At 71.0% G+C, this 18,788-nt stretch carries 16 protein-coding genes; 5 read left to right on the forward strand and 11 right to left on the reverse strand.

All coding sequences use genetic code 11. The annotated features are described in order from the left end of the window. Positions 1–39: 39 nt before the first annotated feature. A complete protein-coding gene (locus ACYVIH_RS16095) occupies positions 40–1,089 on the forward strand; it encodes a hypothetical protein (protein ID WP_460870495.1) in 1,050 nt (349 codons plus the stop codon). A 69-nt stretch (positions 1,090–1,158) separates the two neighbouring features. Here the strand turns inward: ACYVIH_RS16095 and ACYVIH_RS16100 are convergent, their stop codons facing one another. From ACYVIH_RS16100 to dxr, 5 genes are all read right to left on the reverse strand, one after another. Then, the gene (locus ACYVIH_RS16100; protein ID WP_460870497.1) at positions 1,159–2,322 is read right to left on the reverse strand and encodes a hypothetical protein; all 1,164 of its coding nucleotides are present in this window, start codon (positions 2,320–2,322) and stop codon (positions 1,159–1,161) included. A 61-nt stretch (positions 2,323–2,383) separates the two neighbouring features. Next, positions 2,384–3,232, reverse strand: coding sequence for a GNAT family N-acetyltransferase (locus ACYVIH_RS16105; protein WP_460870498.1), 849 nt, complete (start codon positions 3,230–3,232; stop codon positions 2,384–2,386). A 92-nt stretch (positions 3,233–3,324) separates the two neighbouring features. Beyond that, the gene (gene ispG, locus ACYVIH_RS16110) at positions 3,325–4,485 is read right to left on the reverse strand and encodes a flavodoxin-dependent (E)-4-hydroxy-3-methylbut-2-enyl-diphosphate synthase (protein ID WP_460870499.1); all 1,161 of its coding nucleotides are present in this window, start codon (positions 4,483–4,485) and stop codon (positions 3,325–3,327) included. A gap of 73 nt (positions 4,486–4,558) precedes the next feature. After that, on the reverse strand, positions 4,559–5,887 hold the full coding sequence (locus tag ACYVIH_RS16115; protein WP_460870500.1) for a M50 family metallopeptidase: 1,329 nt from the start codon (positions 5,885–5,887) through the stop codon (positions 4,559–4,561). Continuing rightward, a complete protein-coding gene (dxr, locus tag ACYVIH_RS16120; RefSeq protein ID WP_460870501.1) occupies positions 5,884–6,987 on the reverse strand; it encodes a 1-deoxy-D-xylulose-5-phosphate reductoisomerase in 1,104 nt (367 codons plus the stop codon). Before dxr ends, ACYVIH_RS16115 begins: the two co-directional genes overlap by 4 nt. 204 nt (positions 6,988–7,191) lie before the next feature. Here dxr and gabT point away from each other — a divergent pair, with 204 nt between their 5' ends. After that, on the forward strand, positions 7,192–8,547 hold the full coding sequence (gene gabT / locus ACYVIH_RS16125; protein WP_460870502.1) for a 4-aminobutyrate--2-oxoglutarate transaminase: 1,356 nt from the start codon (positions 7,192–7,194) through the stop codon (positions 8,545–8,547). Positions 8,548–8,604: 57 nt separating this feature from the next. Then, the gene (locus ACYVIH_RS16130; RefSeq protein WP_460870503.1) at positions 8,605–8,895 is read left to right on the forward strand and encodes a hypothetical protein; all 291 of its coding nucleotides are present in this window, start codon (positions 8,605–8,607) and stop codon (positions 8,893–8,895) included. A gap of 81 nt (positions 8,896–8,976) precedes the next feature. On the opposite strand, the gene ACYVIH_RS16135 is transcribed toward ACYVIH_RS16130, so the two are convergent. The 4 genes from ACYVIH_RS16135 to ACYVIH_RS16150 form a co-directional block, all read right to left on the reverse strand. Then, a complete protein-coding gene (locus ACYVIH_RS16135) occupies positions 8,977–10,176 on the reverse strand; it encodes a saccharopine dehydrogenase family protein (RefSeq protein ID WP_460870504.1) in 1,200 nt (399 codons plus the stop codon). Positions 10,177–10,228: 52 nt separating this feature from the next. Further along, positions 10,229–11,659 (reverse strand): gamma-aminobutyraldehyde dehydrogenase, encoded by a 1,431-nt coding sequence (locus ACYVIH_RS16140; protein ID WP_460870505.1) that lies wholly within the window; start codon positions 11,657–11,659, stop codon positions 10,229–10,231. 208 nt (positions 11,660–11,867) lie between these two features. Further along, positions 11,868–12,884 (reverse strand): patatin-like phospholipase family protein, encoded by a 1,017-nt coding sequence (locus ACYVIH_RS16145; protein ID WP_460870506.1) that lies wholly within the window; start codon positions 12,882–12,884, stop codon positions 11,868–11,870. A 34-nt stretch (positions 12,885–12,918) separates the two neighbouring features. Then, a complete protein-coding gene (locus ACYVIH_RS16150) occupies positions 12,919–14,550 on the reverse strand; it encodes an amidohydrolase (RefSeq protein WP_460870507.1) in 1,632 nt (543 codons plus the stop codon). Between the two features lie 155 nt (positions 14,551–14,705). Between ACYVIH_RS16150 and ACYVIH_RS16155 the strand changes: the two genes are divergently transcribed. Continuing rightward, the gene (locus tag ACYVIH_RS16155) at positions 14,706–16,124 is read left to right on the forward strand and encodes an aspartate aminotransferase family protein (RefSeq protein ID WP_460870508.1); all 1,419 of its coding nucleotides are present in this window, start codon (positions 14,706–14,708) and stop codon (positions 16,122–16,124) included. A 129-nt stretch (positions 16,125–16,253) separates the two neighbouring features. Here ACYVIH_RS16155 and ACYVIH_RS16160 read toward each other — a convergent pair whose 3' ends face one another. Beyond that, the gene (locus tag ACYVIH_RS16160) at positions 16,254–16,955 is read right to left on the reverse strand and encodes a hypothetical protein (RefSeq protein WP_460870509.1); all 702 of its coding nucleotides are present in this window, start codon (positions 16,953–16,955) and stop codon (positions 16,254–16,256) included. Between ACYVIH_RS16160 and ACYVIH_RS16165 the strand changes: the two genes are divergently transcribed. Next, positions 16,956–17,354 carry a hypothetical protein gene (locus tag ACYVIH_RS16165; RefSeq protein ID WP_460870510.1) on the forward strand — a complete coding sequence of 133 codons (399 nt, stop codon included), beginning with the start codon at positions 16,956–16,958 and terminating at the stop codon, positions 17,352–17,354. Between the two features lie 44 nt (positions 17,355–17,398). Here the strand turns inward: ACYVIH_RS16165 and ACYVIH_RS16170 are convergent, their stop codons facing one another. Beyond that, positions 17,399–18,787 carry an NAD(P)/FAD-dependent oxidoreductase gene (locus tag ACYVIH_RS16170; RefSeq protein ID WP_460870511.1) on the reverse strand — a complete coding sequence of 463 codons (1,389 nt, stop codon included), beginning with the start codon at positions 18,785–18,787 and terminating at the stop codon, positions 17,399–17,401. Position 18,788 lies beyond the last annotated feature (1 nt).

The raw sequence follows: 18,788 nt of genomic DNA on the forward strand, positions 1-18,788 counted from the left end.
CGGACACCGGGATGGCCACTCACACAGGGGAAACAACGCATGACGACTCGATCTCGGACCCTCCGCCTCGCCGCCGGCGCGCTCGCGCTGGTCACCGCTGCCTGGGCCGCACCCACTGCTACGGCAGCCGACAGCTATCCGCGGGGCGAGCGGATCAACCCCGCTGCCCTGGAGACGGGGGCGCCCACCCACCTCCTGCGCGTGGAGGGCCGCACGATCGTCGACGGCGACCTGCGGATCGAGGTCGGCGCACCTCGCGTGACGATGCTCGGCCGCCACGCAGACGACTACCTGATCCTCGCCACCGACGCGGAGTACCGACGCTGGCGCGTCGTACGGGTGGCCGACGACGGCACCACGAACCGGGTGCTCGGCGGACCGGGCTACCCGCCCGACCTGCTCCTCGCCGACGGTGGCGCGCATGTCGTGGTCAACCGCTACGTCCGCGGCCGGGCCCGGCTCGGCGTCTTCGCCACCTCGACCGGCGACCTCGTGCGGCAGCGCACGTTCCGAGGCACGGTCACCCCGCTCGACTTCGGGGTGCGCCGGATGGTCCTCAGCGAGTGGGGAAGCAAGCCCCGTCAGCAGCGAACCTTCTGGTGGAACCCGTTCCGGAACGCAGCCGCCCCGATCGCAGACAAGCCCGGCTACATCGCCGACATCACCGCCGACCGGCTCGGCCTCTCCCTCGGCGACCCCTACCAGGACGGCTGCCAGGAGGTGGTCCGGCTCTCGGCGCCGCGCACCCGGCTCTGGCACTCCTGCCGGGACTCCGCGCAGTCGTTCTCGCCCAACGGCAAGCGGATGGTGACCGCGCACATCCTCACCGACGGTCCCGGGCCGTACGTCGTGCAGGTGCGCGGGGCTCGCGGGCGGGTGCTCGACACCTACCGGTCGAAGTGGTTCGGCCTGATGGAGTGGGAGAGCGACCGGCACCTGGTGCTGCAGACGGCAGGGCCGCGCAACGTCGCCATCGTCCGCTGCACGTTGGTCGGCTGCGAACGCGTCACCCGGCTGTGGAGCACCGAGAAGCGTGACCCCTGGATGGCGATGCCTGCGTGGTCGTTCGCCAAGGACCCCCGCTCCTGACCAGCCGGGTTCGGCTCTCCTGAAGCCCGCGTCGGCCCAGCGGTTGCACGCGCTGGGCCGACGTCGAGCTCAGTACCGCGGGTTGGCGTAGTAGATGACGTTGCCCGTGCCGCGCACCCGGCGGAACACGCCCCGCGGATGACCGGTGTAGCTGTGCGGACCCACGTTGCCCTCGAGCGTGACGATCCGGCCGTCCTTGCGGACGCTGAGCACGAGTGCGGCGTGGGTAGGAGTGCTGCCGCTGCCGATGAAGGCGACCGCGCCACGACGCGGCTGGTAGAAGAGGTTGCCGCGCCGCTCCACCTCGGCCCGCTGCGCGCTGAAGTCGTCACCGCGCGGGAAGGCGTTGCCGTTGCCGGAGGCGTGGCTGGCCCACGCGAGGTAGAAGCCGCACCACGCCCGCTTGGCACCCTGCCAGACGTTGTACTTGCTGCCCCGGAAGCTCGGCTCGCGATAGCCCTCCTGCGACGCCGCCACGGCCATGAACGCGGTGCGCTCGCCACGGCCGAAGATCACCGAGACCGGCTTGCGGGCCGAGGGGTTGAGATAGATGGTGCCGTTCTGGAAGCGCTGGAGGCAGGCCCCCTCGAGCAGCTGGCAGGTGACGTCGGACACCGGAGCACCGAGTCGGCCGCGGACGCCATCGAGCTGCTGGTACCGCTCCAGCATCCGGCCGTAGACCAGCGACGTGGACTTGCCGACCTTGGCCAGGATCGCCTTGCCGTAGGACCCGTGGATGACTCGCCGCCCGAACCGCTGGTCGGCCTGCGGCCCGCCGTTGCGCTGCCCCAGCACGCCCCGGAGGCTGCGCTCGCGGTCGTCGTAGGAACGCTCGGCCTTGGTCCGCCGGACCCGGACCGGCGAGGAGTCTGCCGCGCGGTACCGGTCGGTGCGGACCACGACGGTCCGGTAGACCCGCGTGCCCGGCGCCCGGTAGGGCACCAGGTAGCCGCCCCTCCTGCCCGTGACCCGACGGGCGATGGTGTGGAACTTCCCGCCCGGGGCCTTGGCCTGGATCCTCACCTTCGCCCGCGCGGCCGGACCGGAGCCGGTGAGCACCCTGCCCCGGATGAACACCAGCTCGGTGGCCCGGGCATTCGGCGCGTTCACGTTGACCGTCACCCGGGTGGCCTGCGCCGCGGCGGCCGGGGCACCGCCGAACACCACGACCGACGCGACCGTGACCGCCAACGAGCTGAGGACGGCGACGAGGCCGCTGAGAGGTTGCTTCACACCCATGTCCATTCCCGAGTCGGTGAGGGGAGCAAACCGATCCTAAGGTAAAGAAACGGCCTCAGAACATGATCGTCGAGAATGTCGCGGTCTGTTCGAAACCGACGGCGGCGTAGGCGCCCCGGGCGGGCAGGTTGTGGTCGTTGACGTAGAGCGAGACGACCGGGGCGATCTCCCTCAGCGCGATCTCGACCACCGCCGCCATGCCGGCAGTCGCCAGCCCCTCCCCACGGCGGTCGGGCGCGACGTACACACCCTGGACCTGGCAGGCGTACGGCGAGACCGCCGCGACCTCGGCCTTGAACACGACCCGGCCGTCGTCGTCGAACCGGGCGAAGGACCAGCCCTTGCCGATCAGCTGGGCGATCCGCGCCCGGTACATGTCCGCTCCGCCGCCGATCTCGGGTGAGACACCGACCTCCTCGGTGTACATCGCCACGCAGGCCGGGTACAACGTGGGCAGGTCGGCGTCGGTGGTGCGCCGGACAGCCGGGTCCGGGGCGACCCTCGGCGGCCCGCTGATCTCCAGGTGCGGCTGGTCCCAGCGGACCTCGCGCGGCTCGGGCCAGTGCGGGGCGAGCTGCTGCCACAGCGCGGCCACCGCCGCCGCGGGGCCCACGATCGTCGAGCACCGGCGGCCCTGCCTGATCGCCCGCGCAGCGAACGCCTCGACCGCCTCGGGAGTGGCGCCGACGGGCACCAGGTTGGCCGCGGAGTGGCAGGCCGAGACCAGCTCGCCATCCTCGTAGTAGCCCCACATCTCCCCGCCTATCCAGCGCGGGTCGAGCTGCGTGATCCGGCTCCGGTAGTCCACGAACACGTTGACCACCGGGTCGCGCGCAAGCAGCTGCGCCATCGCGGGGAGGTCGGTGGGCCCGAGCAGGCGCAGACCCGTCTGGGTGCGGAGCACGTACCGGAGCCTACGTCACCACGGGCCCACGTCGGAGCGCACGCGACGCGACCGGCACACCGGCGACGTCGGTGGTGGCCCGGGGAGAGCGCTCAGCCGACGGTGACCGTCGGAGCCGATCCGGTGCCGTCCACGGGCTCGCCCATCTCCTCGGCGATCCGCATCGCCTCCTCGATCAGGGTCTCCACGATCTTGGACTCGGGCACGGTCTTGATGACCTCGCCCTTGACGAAGATCTGGCCCTTGCCGTTGCCGGAGGCGACACCGAGGTCGGCCTCGCGGGCCTCCCCCGGGCCGTTGACGACGCAGCCCATGACGGCCACCCGCAGCGGCACCTCGAGACCCTCGAGTCCGGCGGTCACCTCCTCGGCGAGCTTGTAGACGTCGACCTGCGCCCGGCCGCAGGACGGGCAGGAGACGATCTCCAGCCGGCGGGGCCGCAGGTTGAGCGACTCGAGGATCTGCAGACCGACCTTGACCTCCTCGACCGGAGGCGCCGAGAGCGAGACCCGGATCGTGTCACCGATGCCCTTCGACAGCAGGGCGCCGAAGGCCACGCTGGACTTGATCGTGCCCTGGAAGGCCGGGCCCGCCTCGGTGACGCCGAGGTGCAGCGGCCAGTCACCGCGTTCGGCGAGCATCTCGTAGGCCTTGACCATCACCACCGGGTCGTTGTGCTTCACCGAGATCTTGAAGTCGTGGAAGCCGTGCTCCTCGAACAGCGAGGCCTCCCAGACGGCGGACTCGACGAGCGCCTCGGGCGTGGCCTTGCCGTACTTCTCGAGCAGCCGTCTGTCGAGCGAGCCGGCGTTGACGCCGATCCGGATCGACGTGCCGTGGTCCTTGGCCGCCTGCGCGATCTGCTTGACCTGGTCGTCGAACTTGCGGATGTTGCCGGGGTTCACCCGCACCGCCGCACAGCCCGCCTCGATCGCGGCGAAGACGTACTTGGGCTGGAAGTGGATGTCGGCGATCACCGGGATCTGCGAGTGACGCGCGATCTCGGGGAGCGCGTCGGCGTCGTCCTGGGACGGGCAGGCCACCCGGACGATGTCGCAGCCGGCCGCGGTGAGCTCGGCGATCTGCTGCAGCGTGGTGTTGACGTCGGAGGTGAGCGTCGTCGTCATGGACTGCACCGAGATCGGCGCGTCGCCACCGACGAGGACCTTGCCGACCTTGATCTGGCGGGTCTTGCGTCGTTCGGCGAGCACCGGCGGCGGGGCGGCGGGCATTCCGAGATCGACCGAGGTCATGCAGCTTCCTTCTCTCGCAGGGAGTGGGTGGACTCGATGCCCTTCCGACGGGCTCGACCACCGTTGATCGACGTTACCCGAGGCGGACCGGCGCGACGATGTCGGCGTAGATCAGCACGACGCTCATCACCAGGATCACCCCGGCCATCACGTAGGCGACCGGCAGCAGCTTGGCGACGTCGAAGTAGCCCGGGTCCGGCCGCCCGAGGACGCGCGCGAACCCTCGGCGCACGGCCTCGTAGAGCGCCCCGGCGATGTGGCCGCCGTCGAGCGGCAGCAGCGGCACGAAGTTGAACATCCCGACGAACAGGTTGATCCCGCCGAGCAGCATGAGCAGGCTCACGAACCGGTCGCCGATCGGGATCTCGTGCGTCGAGGCGACCTCACCGGCCACGCGGCTGGCGCCGACCACGCTCATCGGGCTGTCGTCGGCGCGCTCGGTGATGCCCAGCGCGGCCTTCCCGACCTCCCAGAGCTTGACCGGGAGCGTGCCGAGCGCCTTGAGGGTCTCCCAGGTGTAGTCGCCCATGGTCGTGACCACGAACAACGGGCCCTTCTTCTCCAGGACCATCTCCGGGGCGACCCCGAGGAAGCCGACCTCGACGGTCTCGCCGGCGTTCTCGAGATCGGGCCGCGCCGAGACCATGGTGTTGGTCGTGGTGGTGTGCTGCTCGCCGTCGCGCTCGTAGACGATGGTGGCGCGACCGTCCTCGTTGGCCCGGATCAGACCGCTCAGCTGCTCCCAGGAGGTGACCTCGGTGCCGTTGATCGCGACGATCTCGTCACCGGGCCGGAGACCGGCCAGCTTGGCCGGCGCGACCGGGTCGGCGGCCGTGCACGCCCGGTCGGCGTCGGCCTCGGTGGCGGCGACGACACAGTCGGAGACCTCGTCGACCCGGGTGGTGGGCTCCAGCACACCGTGGATCATGAAGACCCCGCCGAAGAGCAGGAACGCCAGCACGAGGTTCACCGTCGGGCCGCCGGCCATCACGATGACCTTCTTCCACCACGGCAGCTTGTAGAAGAGCCGGTCCCCGTCGCCGGGCTCGACCAGCTCGTACTCCGCCGCGCGCGCGTCGGAGATCAGCTGGGTGAACATGCCGGTGTTGCTCTTGCGGACCCGCAGCGGCTGGTCGGGACCCTCGTCGGTGTGGCCGGAACCTGGCGGGAGCATCCCGACCAGCTTCACGTAACCACCCAGCGGGATCGCCTTGACGCCGTACTCGGTCTCGCCCTTGCGCCGTGACCAGACCGTCCTGCCGAACCCGACGAAGTACTGCGTCACCTTCACGCCGAACTTCTTGGCCGGCACCAGGTGCCCGACCTCGTGCAGGCCGATCGAGACGGCCACACCGACCACGAACAGGAGCACGCCCAGGGCGTACATCAGCACGGTGGTCATCGGCGGTGCTCCAGCTCGGTGCGGGTCTCGTCACGTGCCCACGCGTCAGCGGCGAGCACGTCCTCCACGGTCAGGGTGTCCACAGACGAGGGTACGTCGTGGCGCGCAAGGACTCGGCCGATCGTCGGCACGATGTCGGTGAACCGCATCTCCCCGGCGAGGAAGGACGACACGCACACCTCGTTGGCGGCGTTGTAGACCGCGGGCGCAGTGCCGCCGCGGGTGCCGGCCTCCCGGGCCAGGCGTACGGCGGGGAACGCCTCGTCGTCGAGCGGGAGGAACTCCCACGTCTCGGGGCGGGTCCAGTCGACAGCGGGAGCGGCGTCGCGGACCCGGTCGGGCCACGCCAGCCCGAGCGCGATCGGGATCATCATCGACGGCGGTGAGGCCTGCGCCAGCGTCGAGCCGTCGTAGAACTCCACCATCGAGTGCACCACCGAGGTGGGATGGACGACGACCTCGATGGCGTCGAAGTCGATCCCGAACAGCAGATGCGCCTCGATCACCTCCAGGCCCTTGTTGACCAAGGTGGCGGAGTTGATCGTGACGACCGGCCCCATCGCCCAGGTCGGGTGCGCAAGGGCCTGCTCCGGGGTGACGTCGTGCAGCTCGTCGCGGCTGCGGCCGCGGAACGGCCCGCCGCTGGCGGTGAGGACCAGCTTGCGGACCTCCTCGGCCCGCCCGCCCCGCAAGCACTGGGCCAAGGCGCTGTGCTCGCTGTCGACCGGGACGATCTGGCCCGGCCTGGCCCGCGAGGTGACGACGGGGCCGCCGATGATCAGCGACTCCTTGTTGGCCAGGGCGAGGGTGTTGCCCGCGTCGAGCGCGGCGAGCGTGGGCCGCAGCCCGACGGCGCCGGTGATGCCGTTGAGCACGACGTCGCACTCCAGGCTCGCGGCCTCGACCGAGGCGTCCTCGCCCAGACCGGAGTACGCCGGGGCGAACTCCTCGCACTGGGCAGCGAAGAGGTCCGCGTTGGCGCCGCCGGCGGTCAGGCCGACCACGCGGAAGGCGTCGGGGTTGGCCCGCACGACGTCGAGCGCCTGGGTGCCGATGGAACCTGTGGACCCGAGGATGACGACGTCACGGCGCGAGCTCATGGCGAGCATCTTCCCATCGGCCCCCGACAGGTCTCACCGGAGGTCGCGGCCGACGCCCCGGCACGGCGGACGGCCCGCACCGACGCTCGAAGTCAACGGATTCCTGACCGATCACGACGTTCAACCGACGTTCTCCTAAGTGTGGCATGGATTCTTGCCCTCTATCCGTAGCGCTTCGAGTGCCCCGCCGCCTAGCCTGTGCCCATGAACCAAGCACACTCGCCGATCGGCGGTCCCGGCCTGCCGCAGGAACGCCGGCTGGTCACCGAGATCCCCGGACCGGTCTCGAAGGCCAAGCTCGCCCGCCGCCAGCAGCACGTCGCCTCAGGTGTGGGCACCACGCTGCCGGTCTTCGTGGAGGCTGCCGGGGGCGGCGTGCTCGTCGACGCGGACGGCAACTCGCTGATCGACCTCGCCTCGGGCATCGCGGTGACCGGGGTCGGCAACGCCGCCCCGGAGGTGGCCTCACGCGTGGTCGAGCAGGTGCAGGCGTTCACCCACACCTGCTTCATGGTCACCCCGTACGACGGTTACGTCGATGTGTGCGAGCAGCTGGCCGAGCTCACCCCCGGCGACTTCCCCAAGAAGTCCGCGCTGTTCAACTCCGGCGCCGAGGCCGTGGAGAACGCCGTCAAGATCGCGCGTTCCTACACCGGCCGCAACGCCGTCGGCGTCTTCGACCACGCCTACCACGGCAGGACCAACCTGACCATGGCGATGACCGCGAAGAACATGCCCTACAAGCAGGGATTCGGGCCGTTCGCCAACGAGGTCTACCGCGCGCCGGTCTCCTACCCGTTCCGGGAGCCGGTCCCGATCAGCGGCGCGGAGGCGGCGGACCGCGCGATCGACATCTTCGAGAAGCAGGTCGGGGCCTCGAACCTGGCCTGTGTGGTGATCGAGCCGGTGCTCGGCGAGGGCGGGTTCGTCGTACCCGCCGAAGGCTTCCTGCCGCGGCTGCGGGAGTGGACGGCCGAGCACGGGATCGTGCTGGTCGCCGACGAGATCCAGTCCGGCTTCTGCCGGACCGGCGAGTGGTTCGCCTGCGAGCACGAAGGCGTCGTCCCCGACCTGGTCACGACCGCGAAGGGGATCGCCGGCGGGTTCCCGCTCGCCGCGGTCACCGGACGCGCCGAGATCATGGACGCCGTGCACGTCGGCGGCCTCGGCGGCACCTACGGGGGGAACCCGGTCGCCTGTGCGGCGGCTCTCGGCTCCATCGAGGCCATGCGCAAGCACGACCTGCGGGCCCGGGCCCGCGAGCTCGGCGCGGCCATGCACGCCCGCCTCAGCGCGATCGCAGAGCGCCACGGTGCCGTCGGCGACATCCGTGGGCGCGGCGCGATGATGGCGGTCGAGATCGTCGGCGCCGACGGGCGTACCCCCGACCCCGCCCGCGCCGGGGCGGTCTCGGCGTACTGCCACGCGCACGGCGTGGTGACCCTGACCGCGGGCACCTACGGCAACGTGCTGCGCTTCCTGCCGCCCCTGGTGATGCCCGGACACCTGCTCGAGGAGGCGTTCGACGTCATCAGCGCAGGCTTCGACGCGACCGCGTGACCAGCGCCTAAGATCACGACGGAGCCGTCTCGGCCCGGCGGCGAAGGGAGCGCGGCGATGGGCGTGAGGCTCGACGGCGCTCGAGGGCTGTCCCCGCGCAGGCTTCGGGTCGGCGCGGTGCTGGTCGCCGCTGCGCTGCTCGTCGGCGGCTACCTCTACGGCCCGCCGGTCCTCCCGCTGCTGCGCGATGCCGCCACAGCCGAGTGCAACGAGCTCGCCGGCGGGGACTACCGCAGCTACCAGCTGGAGTGGGTGGTCGACGTACGCCCGCACTGGCTCTGCGGTGACCGCTCGCGGCCCGCGGAGCCGGCCGTCGACCTGGGCTGGTGGGTCGCGCCCGAGCCCTGACCACCGTCGGGCGATCCCACCGGACGGACTGCTGCCGCCCGGTGGCCCGAGCGGCAGCAGCACCCATCCCCCTCGTCGTGCTCAGTCGTCGCGCTGCCCCCAGGGCGATCCGTACTCCACCAACAGGTCCAGGAACGGCACGGCGTCGAAGGCCTCCGGACCCAGCACGCCGGTGCTGCTCCAGACGCCACGCGCGAGCAGCTCCAGGGCGACCACCGGGTTGACGGCCGTCTGCCACACCACGCACTGGTGGCCGTACTCCTGCATCGACCACTCGTTGTCGACCACGTGATAGAGGTACGTCGACCGCGGCCGGCCGTCCTTCCCGGTGCCGGTCACGTGCAACCCGGCGCACGTCTTGCCGCGCATCTTGTCGCCGAGGGTCGCGGGATCCGGCAGGCAGGCGGCGACCACGTCGCGCGGAGATACCTCGACACCGCCCACCCGGACCTTGTCGGTGCGGTCCAGGCCGAGCTTGTGCAGGGTCTTGAGCACCTCGATGAACTCATTGCCCAGGCCGTACTTGAAGGTGACCCGCTTCGCCGCCACCCAGCGCGGCATCAGCAGCACCTCCTCGTGCTCCACGTTGACGCACTCGACCGGGCCGATGCCGTCGGGGAAGTCGAAGACCTCCGGCTCGCTGAACGGTGCCGTGGTGTACCAGCCGCGCTCCTTCTCCCACACCACCGGCGGGTTCAGGCACTCCTCGATGGTGGTCCAGATGGAGAACGAGGGGGCGAAGTCGTAGCCCTCGACCTCGAGGTTGGCCCCGTCGCGGGTGCCGAGCTCGTCGATCTCGGAGAACAGGTGGTCGGCGGCGTACCTCGCGAACACGTCGGAGAGACCCGGCTCGACGCCGATCCCGCACAGAGCGAGCCGGCCGGCGGCCTCCCACTCCCCCGCCTTGGCGAACTGCTCGTCGCCGAGCTTCACCCCGGTCTGCGTGTAGGGCGCGTCGGGATGCGGACGTGACAGGCTCATCGCCATGTCGAGGTAGTCGGCCCCGGCCGCGAAGGCGCCGTCGAAGATCGGCATCACGAACCGGGGGTCCACGGCGTTCATCACGTGGGTGGCCCGGTGCTCCTTCGCGAGCGCCGCCACGGATCCGGCGTCGGAGGCGTCGACCTGGGCCGCGATGAACCTCGGGTCGGTCGCGGCCGCCTTCTCGGCCCGGACGAGGTCGTAGTCGGCAACCACGATCGTCTCGTAGAAGTCGCGCCGAGCCGCGATCGCGGTGAACGCAGCACCGACCCCGCCGGCGCCGACCAGCAGGATCCTCATCAGCTGCTCCGCTCGTCGAGGAGCGAGCGGTGCGAGCGACTCGAGACCATGGTCACTCGCCGATGTAGGACATCACGTGCTTGACGCGCGTGTAGTCCTCGAGGCTGTAGAGCGACAGGTCCTTGCCGTGCCCGGAGTACTTGAACCCCCCGTGCGGCATCTCGGAGACGAACGGGATGTGCGTGTTGATCCACACCACGCCGAAGTTGAGCCGCTTCGAGACCCGCATCGCTCGTGCGTGGTCCTTGGTCCACACCGACGACGACAGGCCGTACTTCACGCCGTTGGCCCAGCGCAGCGCCTCCGCCTCGTCGGTGAACCGCTGGACGGTGATGACCGGGCCGAAGATCTCCTCCTGGCTCATCTCGTCGTCCTGCTGGAGGCCGCTGACCACGGTGGGGGCGTAGAAGAACCCGCGGTCGCCCTGGGTGGTCCCGCCGACCTCGATCCGGGCATGGTCGGGCATCCGCTCGACCATGCCGCGGACCCGGGCGAGCTGGTTGGCGTTGTTGAGCGCGCCGTAGAGGATGTCGGGGTCGTCGGGGGCGCCGGTCTTGATGTTGCGCGCCTGCTCGGTCAGTGCCGCGACGAAGTCGTCGTGGGCGCCCGGGGACACCAGCACCCGGGTCGCCGCAGTGCAGTCCTGCCCGGCGTTGAAGTACCCGGCGGTGGCGATCGCCTCGGCGGCGGCCTCCACGTCGGCGTCGTCGAAGACGATCACCGGTGCCTTGCCACCGAGCTCGAGGTGGGTGCGCTTGAGCTGGGCGGCCGCCGACCCGGCGACCTCCATGCCGGCGCGCACCGAGCCGGTGATCGAGACCATCTCGGGGATGTCGTGCTCGACGATAGCCCGGCCGGTGTCGCGGTCGCCACAGACCACGTTGAGCACGCCGGGCGGCAGGAACTCCTGCGCCAGCTCACCGAGCAGCGTGGTGGACGCCGGGGTGGTGTCCGACGGCTTCAGCACGACGGTGTTGCCCGCGGCCAGGGCCGGCGCGATCTTCCAGATCGCCATCATCAGCGGGTAGTTCCACGGCGTCACCTGGCCGACCACCCCGATCGGCTCGCGCCGGATCATCGAGGTGTGGTCCTTCATGTACTCCCCGGCCGACCGGCCCTCGAGCACCCGCGCCGCGCCGGCGAAGAAGCGCAGCTCGTCCACCGACGGCGGCAGCTCCTCCTCGGCGGTCAGCGAGGTCGGCTTCCCGGTGTTCTCGCACTCGACCCGCACGAACTCGTCGGCCCGCGCCTCGAGCGCGTCGGCCATCTTGAGCAGGGCGAGCTGCCGCTCGGCCGGCGTGCTCTCCCCCCAGCTCTCGAACGCCGTCGCGGCCGCCTTCATCGCCCGGTCGACGTCCTCGGCCCCCGAGGCGGGTGCCTGGGCGTAGACCTCGCCGGTCGCCGGGTTGACCACGTCGTAGGTCTTCCCCGAGACCGACCCCACGGCCTCGCCACCGATGATGTTGCGGAACTCCTGTGCCATCCCTGTGCGCCTTCCTCTGGCTGCTCACGGCTGTCGACGAGTACGGCGAGCAGGTGGCCGCCGTACCTGCCCGCAGCCTAGCCACACGACAACCGATTCGGTATAGCAACGACGCCTTCGGCTACGAAATCATCATGCGGACACGCTCCAGACGGATGACATCGGTCCTCGGCAACGACGTACCCCGGACCTGGCGGTGGGCCGCGGCTCACCGACAGGTCGCCAGCCAGCGGCCGAAGTCCCAGTCGTCGAGGAACGCTCGTGTCGCCTCGCGACCGGCCTGCAGCAGCCGACCCCGCTCGGTCTCGTCGAGGTCGAAGTCGACCGCACTGACCCCCGCGGTGTCGACGTAGACGGAGCGGGAGACGTTGCACGGGTCGAGCACGTGCTCGGCCTGGCAGGCCTCGATGGCGGTCTCCACGAGCGCGATCCCGGTGGACACCGGTCCCCGGACCGGACGCACCCGGGCCGGCTCGCCGGAGACGAGTGCGTCGAGCCGGACCCCGATCGTGGGCCAGCGCGGCGGCACCTCGTCGAGCCGGTCGAAGGTGCCGATCGGGTAGTTCGACAGCAGGCCGCCGTCGACCAGGGTGGAGGTTCCCCGTGTCCCGGCGAGCAGGACCGGCTCGAAGAAGTACGGGATCGAGGCCGACGCGCGCACCGCGTCGGCCACTCGCTGCTCGTCCGGGTCGAGCCCGTAGGCGGCGTAGTCCCAGGGCAGCTGGGCGAGCCGGCGGCGGGAGAGGTCGCTGGCCATCACCACCAGCCCGTAGCGATGGTGCACCGTCCCGTCGGCGCCGGGGTCCTCGGTGCGCAGGTCGCCGAAGGTCTCGACCCCGAGGTCGGCCAGCACGCCGGTGAGCCAGTCATGGAGGTAGTCGCCCTCGTAGACGCCGCCCTCGACCAGCACCGCGAGCCCGTCGGCAAGGACACCGAACGGTCCGAGCAGCGAGCCGGGGAAGCCCCGGTCGCGGAACCGGCGGTAGTCGAGGGTCCCGGCGATGTCGGCAAGACGGGAGGCCGGCTCTCCGCGGCGCTCGAGGGCCGCGAGCACGGCACCGACGACCGCCCCGGCCGAGGTTCCCGCGATCCGCGGGAAGCGGTAGCCGGCGTCCGCGAGCCCGAGCACCGCACCGACGAGCGCGATCCCCTTCACCCCGCCGCCCTCCAGCACGAGGTCCACCCGACCGGCGTCGGCCTGCTGAGCTGTGCCCGAGATGTCCATGGGCGCGACCCTAGCCAGGCCCACCCCCGAAGGATCAGCCGAAGACCCGCTCCCCCTCCACGTAGGTGGCGACCACCCGAGCCGCCCCGACCTCGTCGGCGGGGCCGGTGAACGGGTCGCGGTCGAGGACGGCCAGGTCGGCGAGCATGCCTGGCGCGAGCGACCCCGTCTCGTCGAGGTGGTTCACGTGGGCCGAACCGGAAGTGTAGGCGGCGAAGGCCTGCTCGAGCGTGAGGGCCTGCTCGGGCAGGAAGGGCTCCGAACCGGCCCGCCCCGGCTCGTCGTACAGCGTGCGGTTGACCGCGACGTGGATCCCGGCCACCGGGTCCGGCGAGCTGACCGGCCAGTCGCTGCCGGCTGCGAGCCGCGCCCCGGCGCGCAGCAGGTCGGCGAAGGGGTACTGCCAGCCGCCCCGCTCGGCGTCGAGGAAGGGCAGCGTCAGGTCGGTCATCTGCTCGTCCAGCGCGGCCCACAGCGGTTGCATGTTCGCGGCGACCCCGAGCTCGGCGAACCGGCCCCTGTCCTCGGGGCGGACCAGCTGGAGGTGGGCGATGTGGTGGCGCAGGTCCGCGTCGGGGTGGGCGGCTCGTGCCGCGGCGACGGCGTCGAGGGACTCGGCAACCGCGCGGTCGCCGATCGCGTGGAAGTGCACCTGGAACCCCTCGGCGTCGAGGAGCACGACGGCCTCGCGCAGGATCTCGGGGTCGACGAAGGACAGGCCGGTGTTCCCGGTGGCGCAGCCGCAGCCGTCGAGGTACGGCGCGGTCATCGCCGCAGTGCCGTTCTCGGCGATCCCGTCCTGCATGATCTTGACCGCCCCCGGGTCGAAGCGGTCCCGACGATGCGCCCTGCGCCGCTCGAGGAGGTCCTCGACCTGCTCGAGGCCGAGGTCGCGGCGCCACCACAGCGCCCCGCGCACCCGGGCGGTGAGCGCGCCGGCCTCCGCGGCCCGGACGTAGACCGGCGTGACGTCACGGACGCCGCCGTAGTCGCCGAGGATCGCGTCCTGCCAGGCGGTGATGCCCCGCGAATGCAGGTACTCCTGTGCCAGGACGAGCGCAGCGTCGTACTCCTCGTCCGCGGTGGCGGGCAGCAAGCGCTCGACCAGCTCCATCGCGCCCTCGTGGAGCAGCCCGGTGGGGTTGCCGTCGGCGTCGCGCTCGATCCGGCCGTCGGCGGGGTCCGGGGTGCGCGCGTCGACGCCGGCCAGCTCGAGAGCGCGGGAGCTCACCCAGGCGCCGTGGTGGTCGGCGTTGAGCAGGAGCACCGGGCGGTCGCCGACCACGGCGTCGAGGTCGGCGGCCAGCGGGCCCTGCGGGCCGAACGCGGTCAGCGACCACCCGCCCCCGGTCACCCAGGTGCGGTCGGGATGGACCTCGGCGTAGCCACGGACCCTCCTGAGGCAGCCCTCCCGGGTCGCCTCCTCGGAGAGGTCGCAGCGCAGCCGCTCGAGCCCGCCCTGCACCGGGTGCGCGTGCGCGTCCTGGAACCCCGGCAGCAGCAGTCCGCCGGCGAGGTCCACCCGCTCGGCTCCACCGGGCGCCTCCAGACGATCCTCGGGGCCCACCGCGGCCACCCGGCCGTCGATCACCACGGCGCCGTGGCCGGGGCGGTGGCGCGTGCCGTCGAAGAGCGCGCCCCCGGTGAACACAACCGCCCGACTCATGCCCCACCTCTACTTCGAAATCCGTGGCCGAAGGTGACTCTGATCTGCGACATGAATATCATCTGCGTGTCAACGCAACGAAATCACTTGAATCGTCGGCGTCCGCAGAGGAGGATTACCCTCGACGAGACGCTCGCACAAAAGGGAAGCATCACATGTCAGCTCACGCGATGGACCCGGCCTCGACGACCCCCGCGCCGATGGACGACGCCGCCTACGCCGCGATGCAGAAGTCCGCACGCGACCACCTGTGGATGCACTTCACGCGGATGTCGACCTACGACCACGCCGACGTGCCGGTGATCGTGCGCGGCGAGGGCGCCTACGTCTGGGACGCCAAGGGCAACCGCTATCTCGACGCGCTCGGCGGCCTGTTCGTCAACCAGCTCGGCCACGGCCGCACCGACCTCGCCGAGGTCGCGATGAAGCAGGCATCCGAGCTCGCGTACTTCCCGCTGTGGTCCTATGCGCACCCGACCGCGATCGAGCTGGCCGAGAAGGTCGCCTCGCTCGCGCCCGGCGACCTCAACCGGGTGTTCTTCACCTCCGGTGGCGGCGAGGCCGTCGAGACCGCGTGGAAGCTGGCCAAGAACTACTTCAAGCTCACCGGCAAGCCCCTGAAGCACAAGGTGATCAGCCGCGCGATCGCCTACCACGGCACCACCCAGGGCGCACTGTCGATCACCGGCCTGCCGGCGCTCAAGTCGGTCTTCGAGCCACTGGTCCCCTCGACCTTCCGCGTGCCGAACACGAACTTCTACCGGGCCCCTCAGCACGGTGACGACCTCGAGGCGTTCGGCCGCTGGGCCGCCGACCAGATCGCGGTGGCGATCGAGCAGGAGGGCCCTGAGACCGTCGCCGCGGTGTTCCTCGAGCCGGTGCAGAACGCCGGCGGCTGCTTCCCGCCGCCGCCCGGCTACTTCCAGCGGGTGCGGGAGATCTGCGACGAGTACGACGTGCTGCTGGTCAGCGACGAGGTGATCTGCGCCTTCGGCCGCCTCGGTCACATGTTCGGCGCCGAGCGCTACGACTACCAGCCCGACATGATCACCGTCGCCAAGGGCCTCACCTCCGGCTACTCCCCGCTCGGCGCGATGATCGCCTCCGACCGGCTGATGGAGCCGTTCCTTCAGGGCACCAACACGTTCCTGCACGGCTACACCTTCGGCGGCCACCCGGTCTCCACCGCGGTCGCGCTGAAGAACCTGCAGATCTTCGAGGACGAGCAGATCCTGGAGAACGTCCGCGCCAACGAGGGGGCGTTCCGAGCCACGCTCGAGAAGCTGCACGACCTCCCGATCGTCGGCGACGTGCGCGGCGACGGGTACTTCTACGGGATCGAGCTGGTCAAGGACAAGGCGACCAAGGAGACCTTCGACGACGCCGAGGCCGAGAAGCTGCTGCGCGGCTTCCTGTCCAAGGCGCTGTACGACGAGGGCCTGTACTGCCGCGCCGACGACCGCGGCGACCCGGTCATCCAGCTCTCCCCGCCGCTGATCGTCGGCCAGGAGCAGTTCGACGAGATGGAGCAGAAGCTCCGCACCGTCCTCGAGAAGGCCTGGACCCTCCTCTGACGGCCGGCTTCCCTCGGTTTCCCATGATCTCAGGGGAAACCCGTACTGAGCACGGCAAATGTGCCATGGCCAGTGCGGGTTTCCCGTGCTAGGTACCGGTCGAGTTCACGCCGTGACCGACGTCGGGGATTAGGCAGCGCGGCCCAGGTAGCGCGCGAACCGACGCGCCGTCGCGTCCGGCTGGTTGAGATCTGCCCACACCAACCTGAGAACGGTCCAACCGGTCGCCTCCCGGATCCTGTCCTCACGCTGCTTCTCCTCGAAGACCACGTCCCCGGCTCCCTGTCCCGGACGGAGCAGACGCTCGTACTTCACCTTCCCGTCGAACTCCCCGAGCACCCCGTACTCCGGCCACGCGAAGTCCGTGCGCGCGATGAGAAGGCCCGTGCTGCCGAAGATCTCGAACTGCAGCTGCGGCGCCGGCAGTCCGCGGCTCCAGAACAGGTACCTCGAGCGTGACTCACCCGGTGACTCCGACCTACCGTCAGCGAGCCGGCACACCAGCTGCAACCGCTGGGCGCCGGGCCACTTGGCGAAGTAGGGCTGCCGTGCAGCGAGCTCCTCGGGGTGCGCGAAGCCCCTGGCGAGCACCGCGTCGACACTGACCAGGCCGGACTCCACCGTCAGCATCGTCGCTGCCTCCAGGGCCGCGCGGCCGGGCACGGTGACATTCATGCCTGATGCTTGCGTGAGGTCGTTCTCGCGCACCTGGCCCTTGTGGTGTACGACGTCGGCGTCGTGACGTCCCGCGCCATTCTCCAGTCGCGTGACGTGGACCGAAGACAGATCGGCACCCCAGACCGGGATGCCCTGAGCGATGAGACTGCTCACGTGACTCAGCGCCACGCGAGCACCCAGAACGCGCATCACCGCACGCGAACGGATGAGATGCCGCCCGGTCTCGTCGGCGGCCACCCAGGTGTCGTAGAAGCAGTACGCGCCGTGCCTGACCCGGACCCAGACCTTGCATCGCAGCGCGACGGCAACCGCGTGATCGTCGAAGCCGAGCTCTCGCAGCTCGCTTCGGAGAAAGACACCGTGTTCGCGTTCGATCGCTCGCAGTCGTTCATCCACGAGCACAGCATCGGCCTGTGGCAGGCGCGCCCCGCGCTCCGTCGTACGACCTGTGGATGGCGCTGCACGCCCCGCGTCGGTGGACCGCGCATGGCCTCTCCGTGCACCACCTACCTCGGCATACCAGTACCTGCCGCGGCAAATTCGTCGTGGTAGGTAGGGCTTTCCCCAGATGACTTGGGAAAACTCGGCGGCAGAGGTCACGAGTCGAAGCCGAGGCCGAGCCGGTCGAGGGCGCGCAGCCAGGGGTTGCGACGGCCGGAGCGGGTGTCGGCGCGGGCCAGCGACCAGCGGGTGAGCTGGATCCCGGCGAACCGCAGCGGCTCGGGCGGGAACGGCAGCGGCCGCTCGCGGACCATCCGCAGCGTCGTGCGCTCCGTGGACTCACCGGCGAGCAGGTCGAGCACCACGTCGGCGGCGAACCGGGTGGCGGCGACGCCGAGCCCGGTGTAGCCGAGCGCGTACGCCACCCGCCCGTCGTGGGCGGTGCCGTAGAACGCGGTGAACCGGGTGCTGGTGTCGATCACCCCGCCCCAGCGGTGCGTGAAGCGCAGGCCGGCCAGCTGCGGGAACGTCTCGAAGAAGTGCCCGGCCAGCAGGTCGTGCGTCACGTCGCGCTGCTCGAGCCGAGCCCGGATCCGGCTGCCGTAGTGGTAGACCGCGTCGTAGCCGCCCCAGAGGATCCGGTTGTCCCGGGTCAGCCGGTAGTAGTGGAACAGGTTGGCGGCGTCACCGATCCCCTGGCGGCCCGCCCAGCCCACCGACGCCAGCTGGTCGGACGAGAGCGGCTCGGTGGCGAGCACGTAGTCGTAGACCGGGACCACCGTCAGCCGCAGCCGCGCGAGCAGCGGCGGGAAGGCGTTGGTCGCCAGCACCACGTGCCGCGCCCGCACCGACCCGACGGCCGTGCGCACCTCGACTCCCTGCCCCGCGCGGACCAGCGCGGTGGCGGGGCTCTGCTCGTGAATGCGTACGCCGAGCGTCCGGCACGCCTCGCGCAGCCCCCACGCCAGCCGGGCCGGCTCCACCATCGCGGTGCCGTGCGGGTCGTGCAGCGCGGCGAGGTACGACGGCGAACGGACCATGTCCTGCACGGCCGGGCCGTCGAGCAGCGAGACGTCGTGGCCGGCGGCCTGCATAGCGTCCGCCTGCTCGGCGAGCTCGGCGACCTGGTGCGGCGCCGTGGCGACGGTCAGCTCGCCGGTGTGCTCCCAGCCGCAGTCGATGCCGTAGCGGCGTACCGTCTCCGCGATGCCGGCGAGGTTCTCCGCGCCCAGCCGGTCCAACACGGCAAGCTCCGAGGGCCAGCGCGCCTGCCCGTTGCCGAAACCGTGCGTGAGGCTGGCCGAGGCGAACCCGCCGTTGCGCCCGCTGGCCTGGTCGCCGCACCGACCGGCCTCGAGGAGCAGCACGTCGCGGCCCGGGTCGCGCTCCTTGGCCCGCAGCGCGGTCCACAGGCCGGTGTAGCCACCGCCGACGACGACAAGGTCGGCCGTGGTGGTCCCGCGCAGCGCAGGCAGCGGGTCCGGGCGCAGCGGGTCGTCGAGCCACAGCACGGCCGGCCGGGCGTCGGCGAGTGAGGGGTGCATG

Source organism: Nocardioides pakistanensis (genome assembly GCF_054781215.1).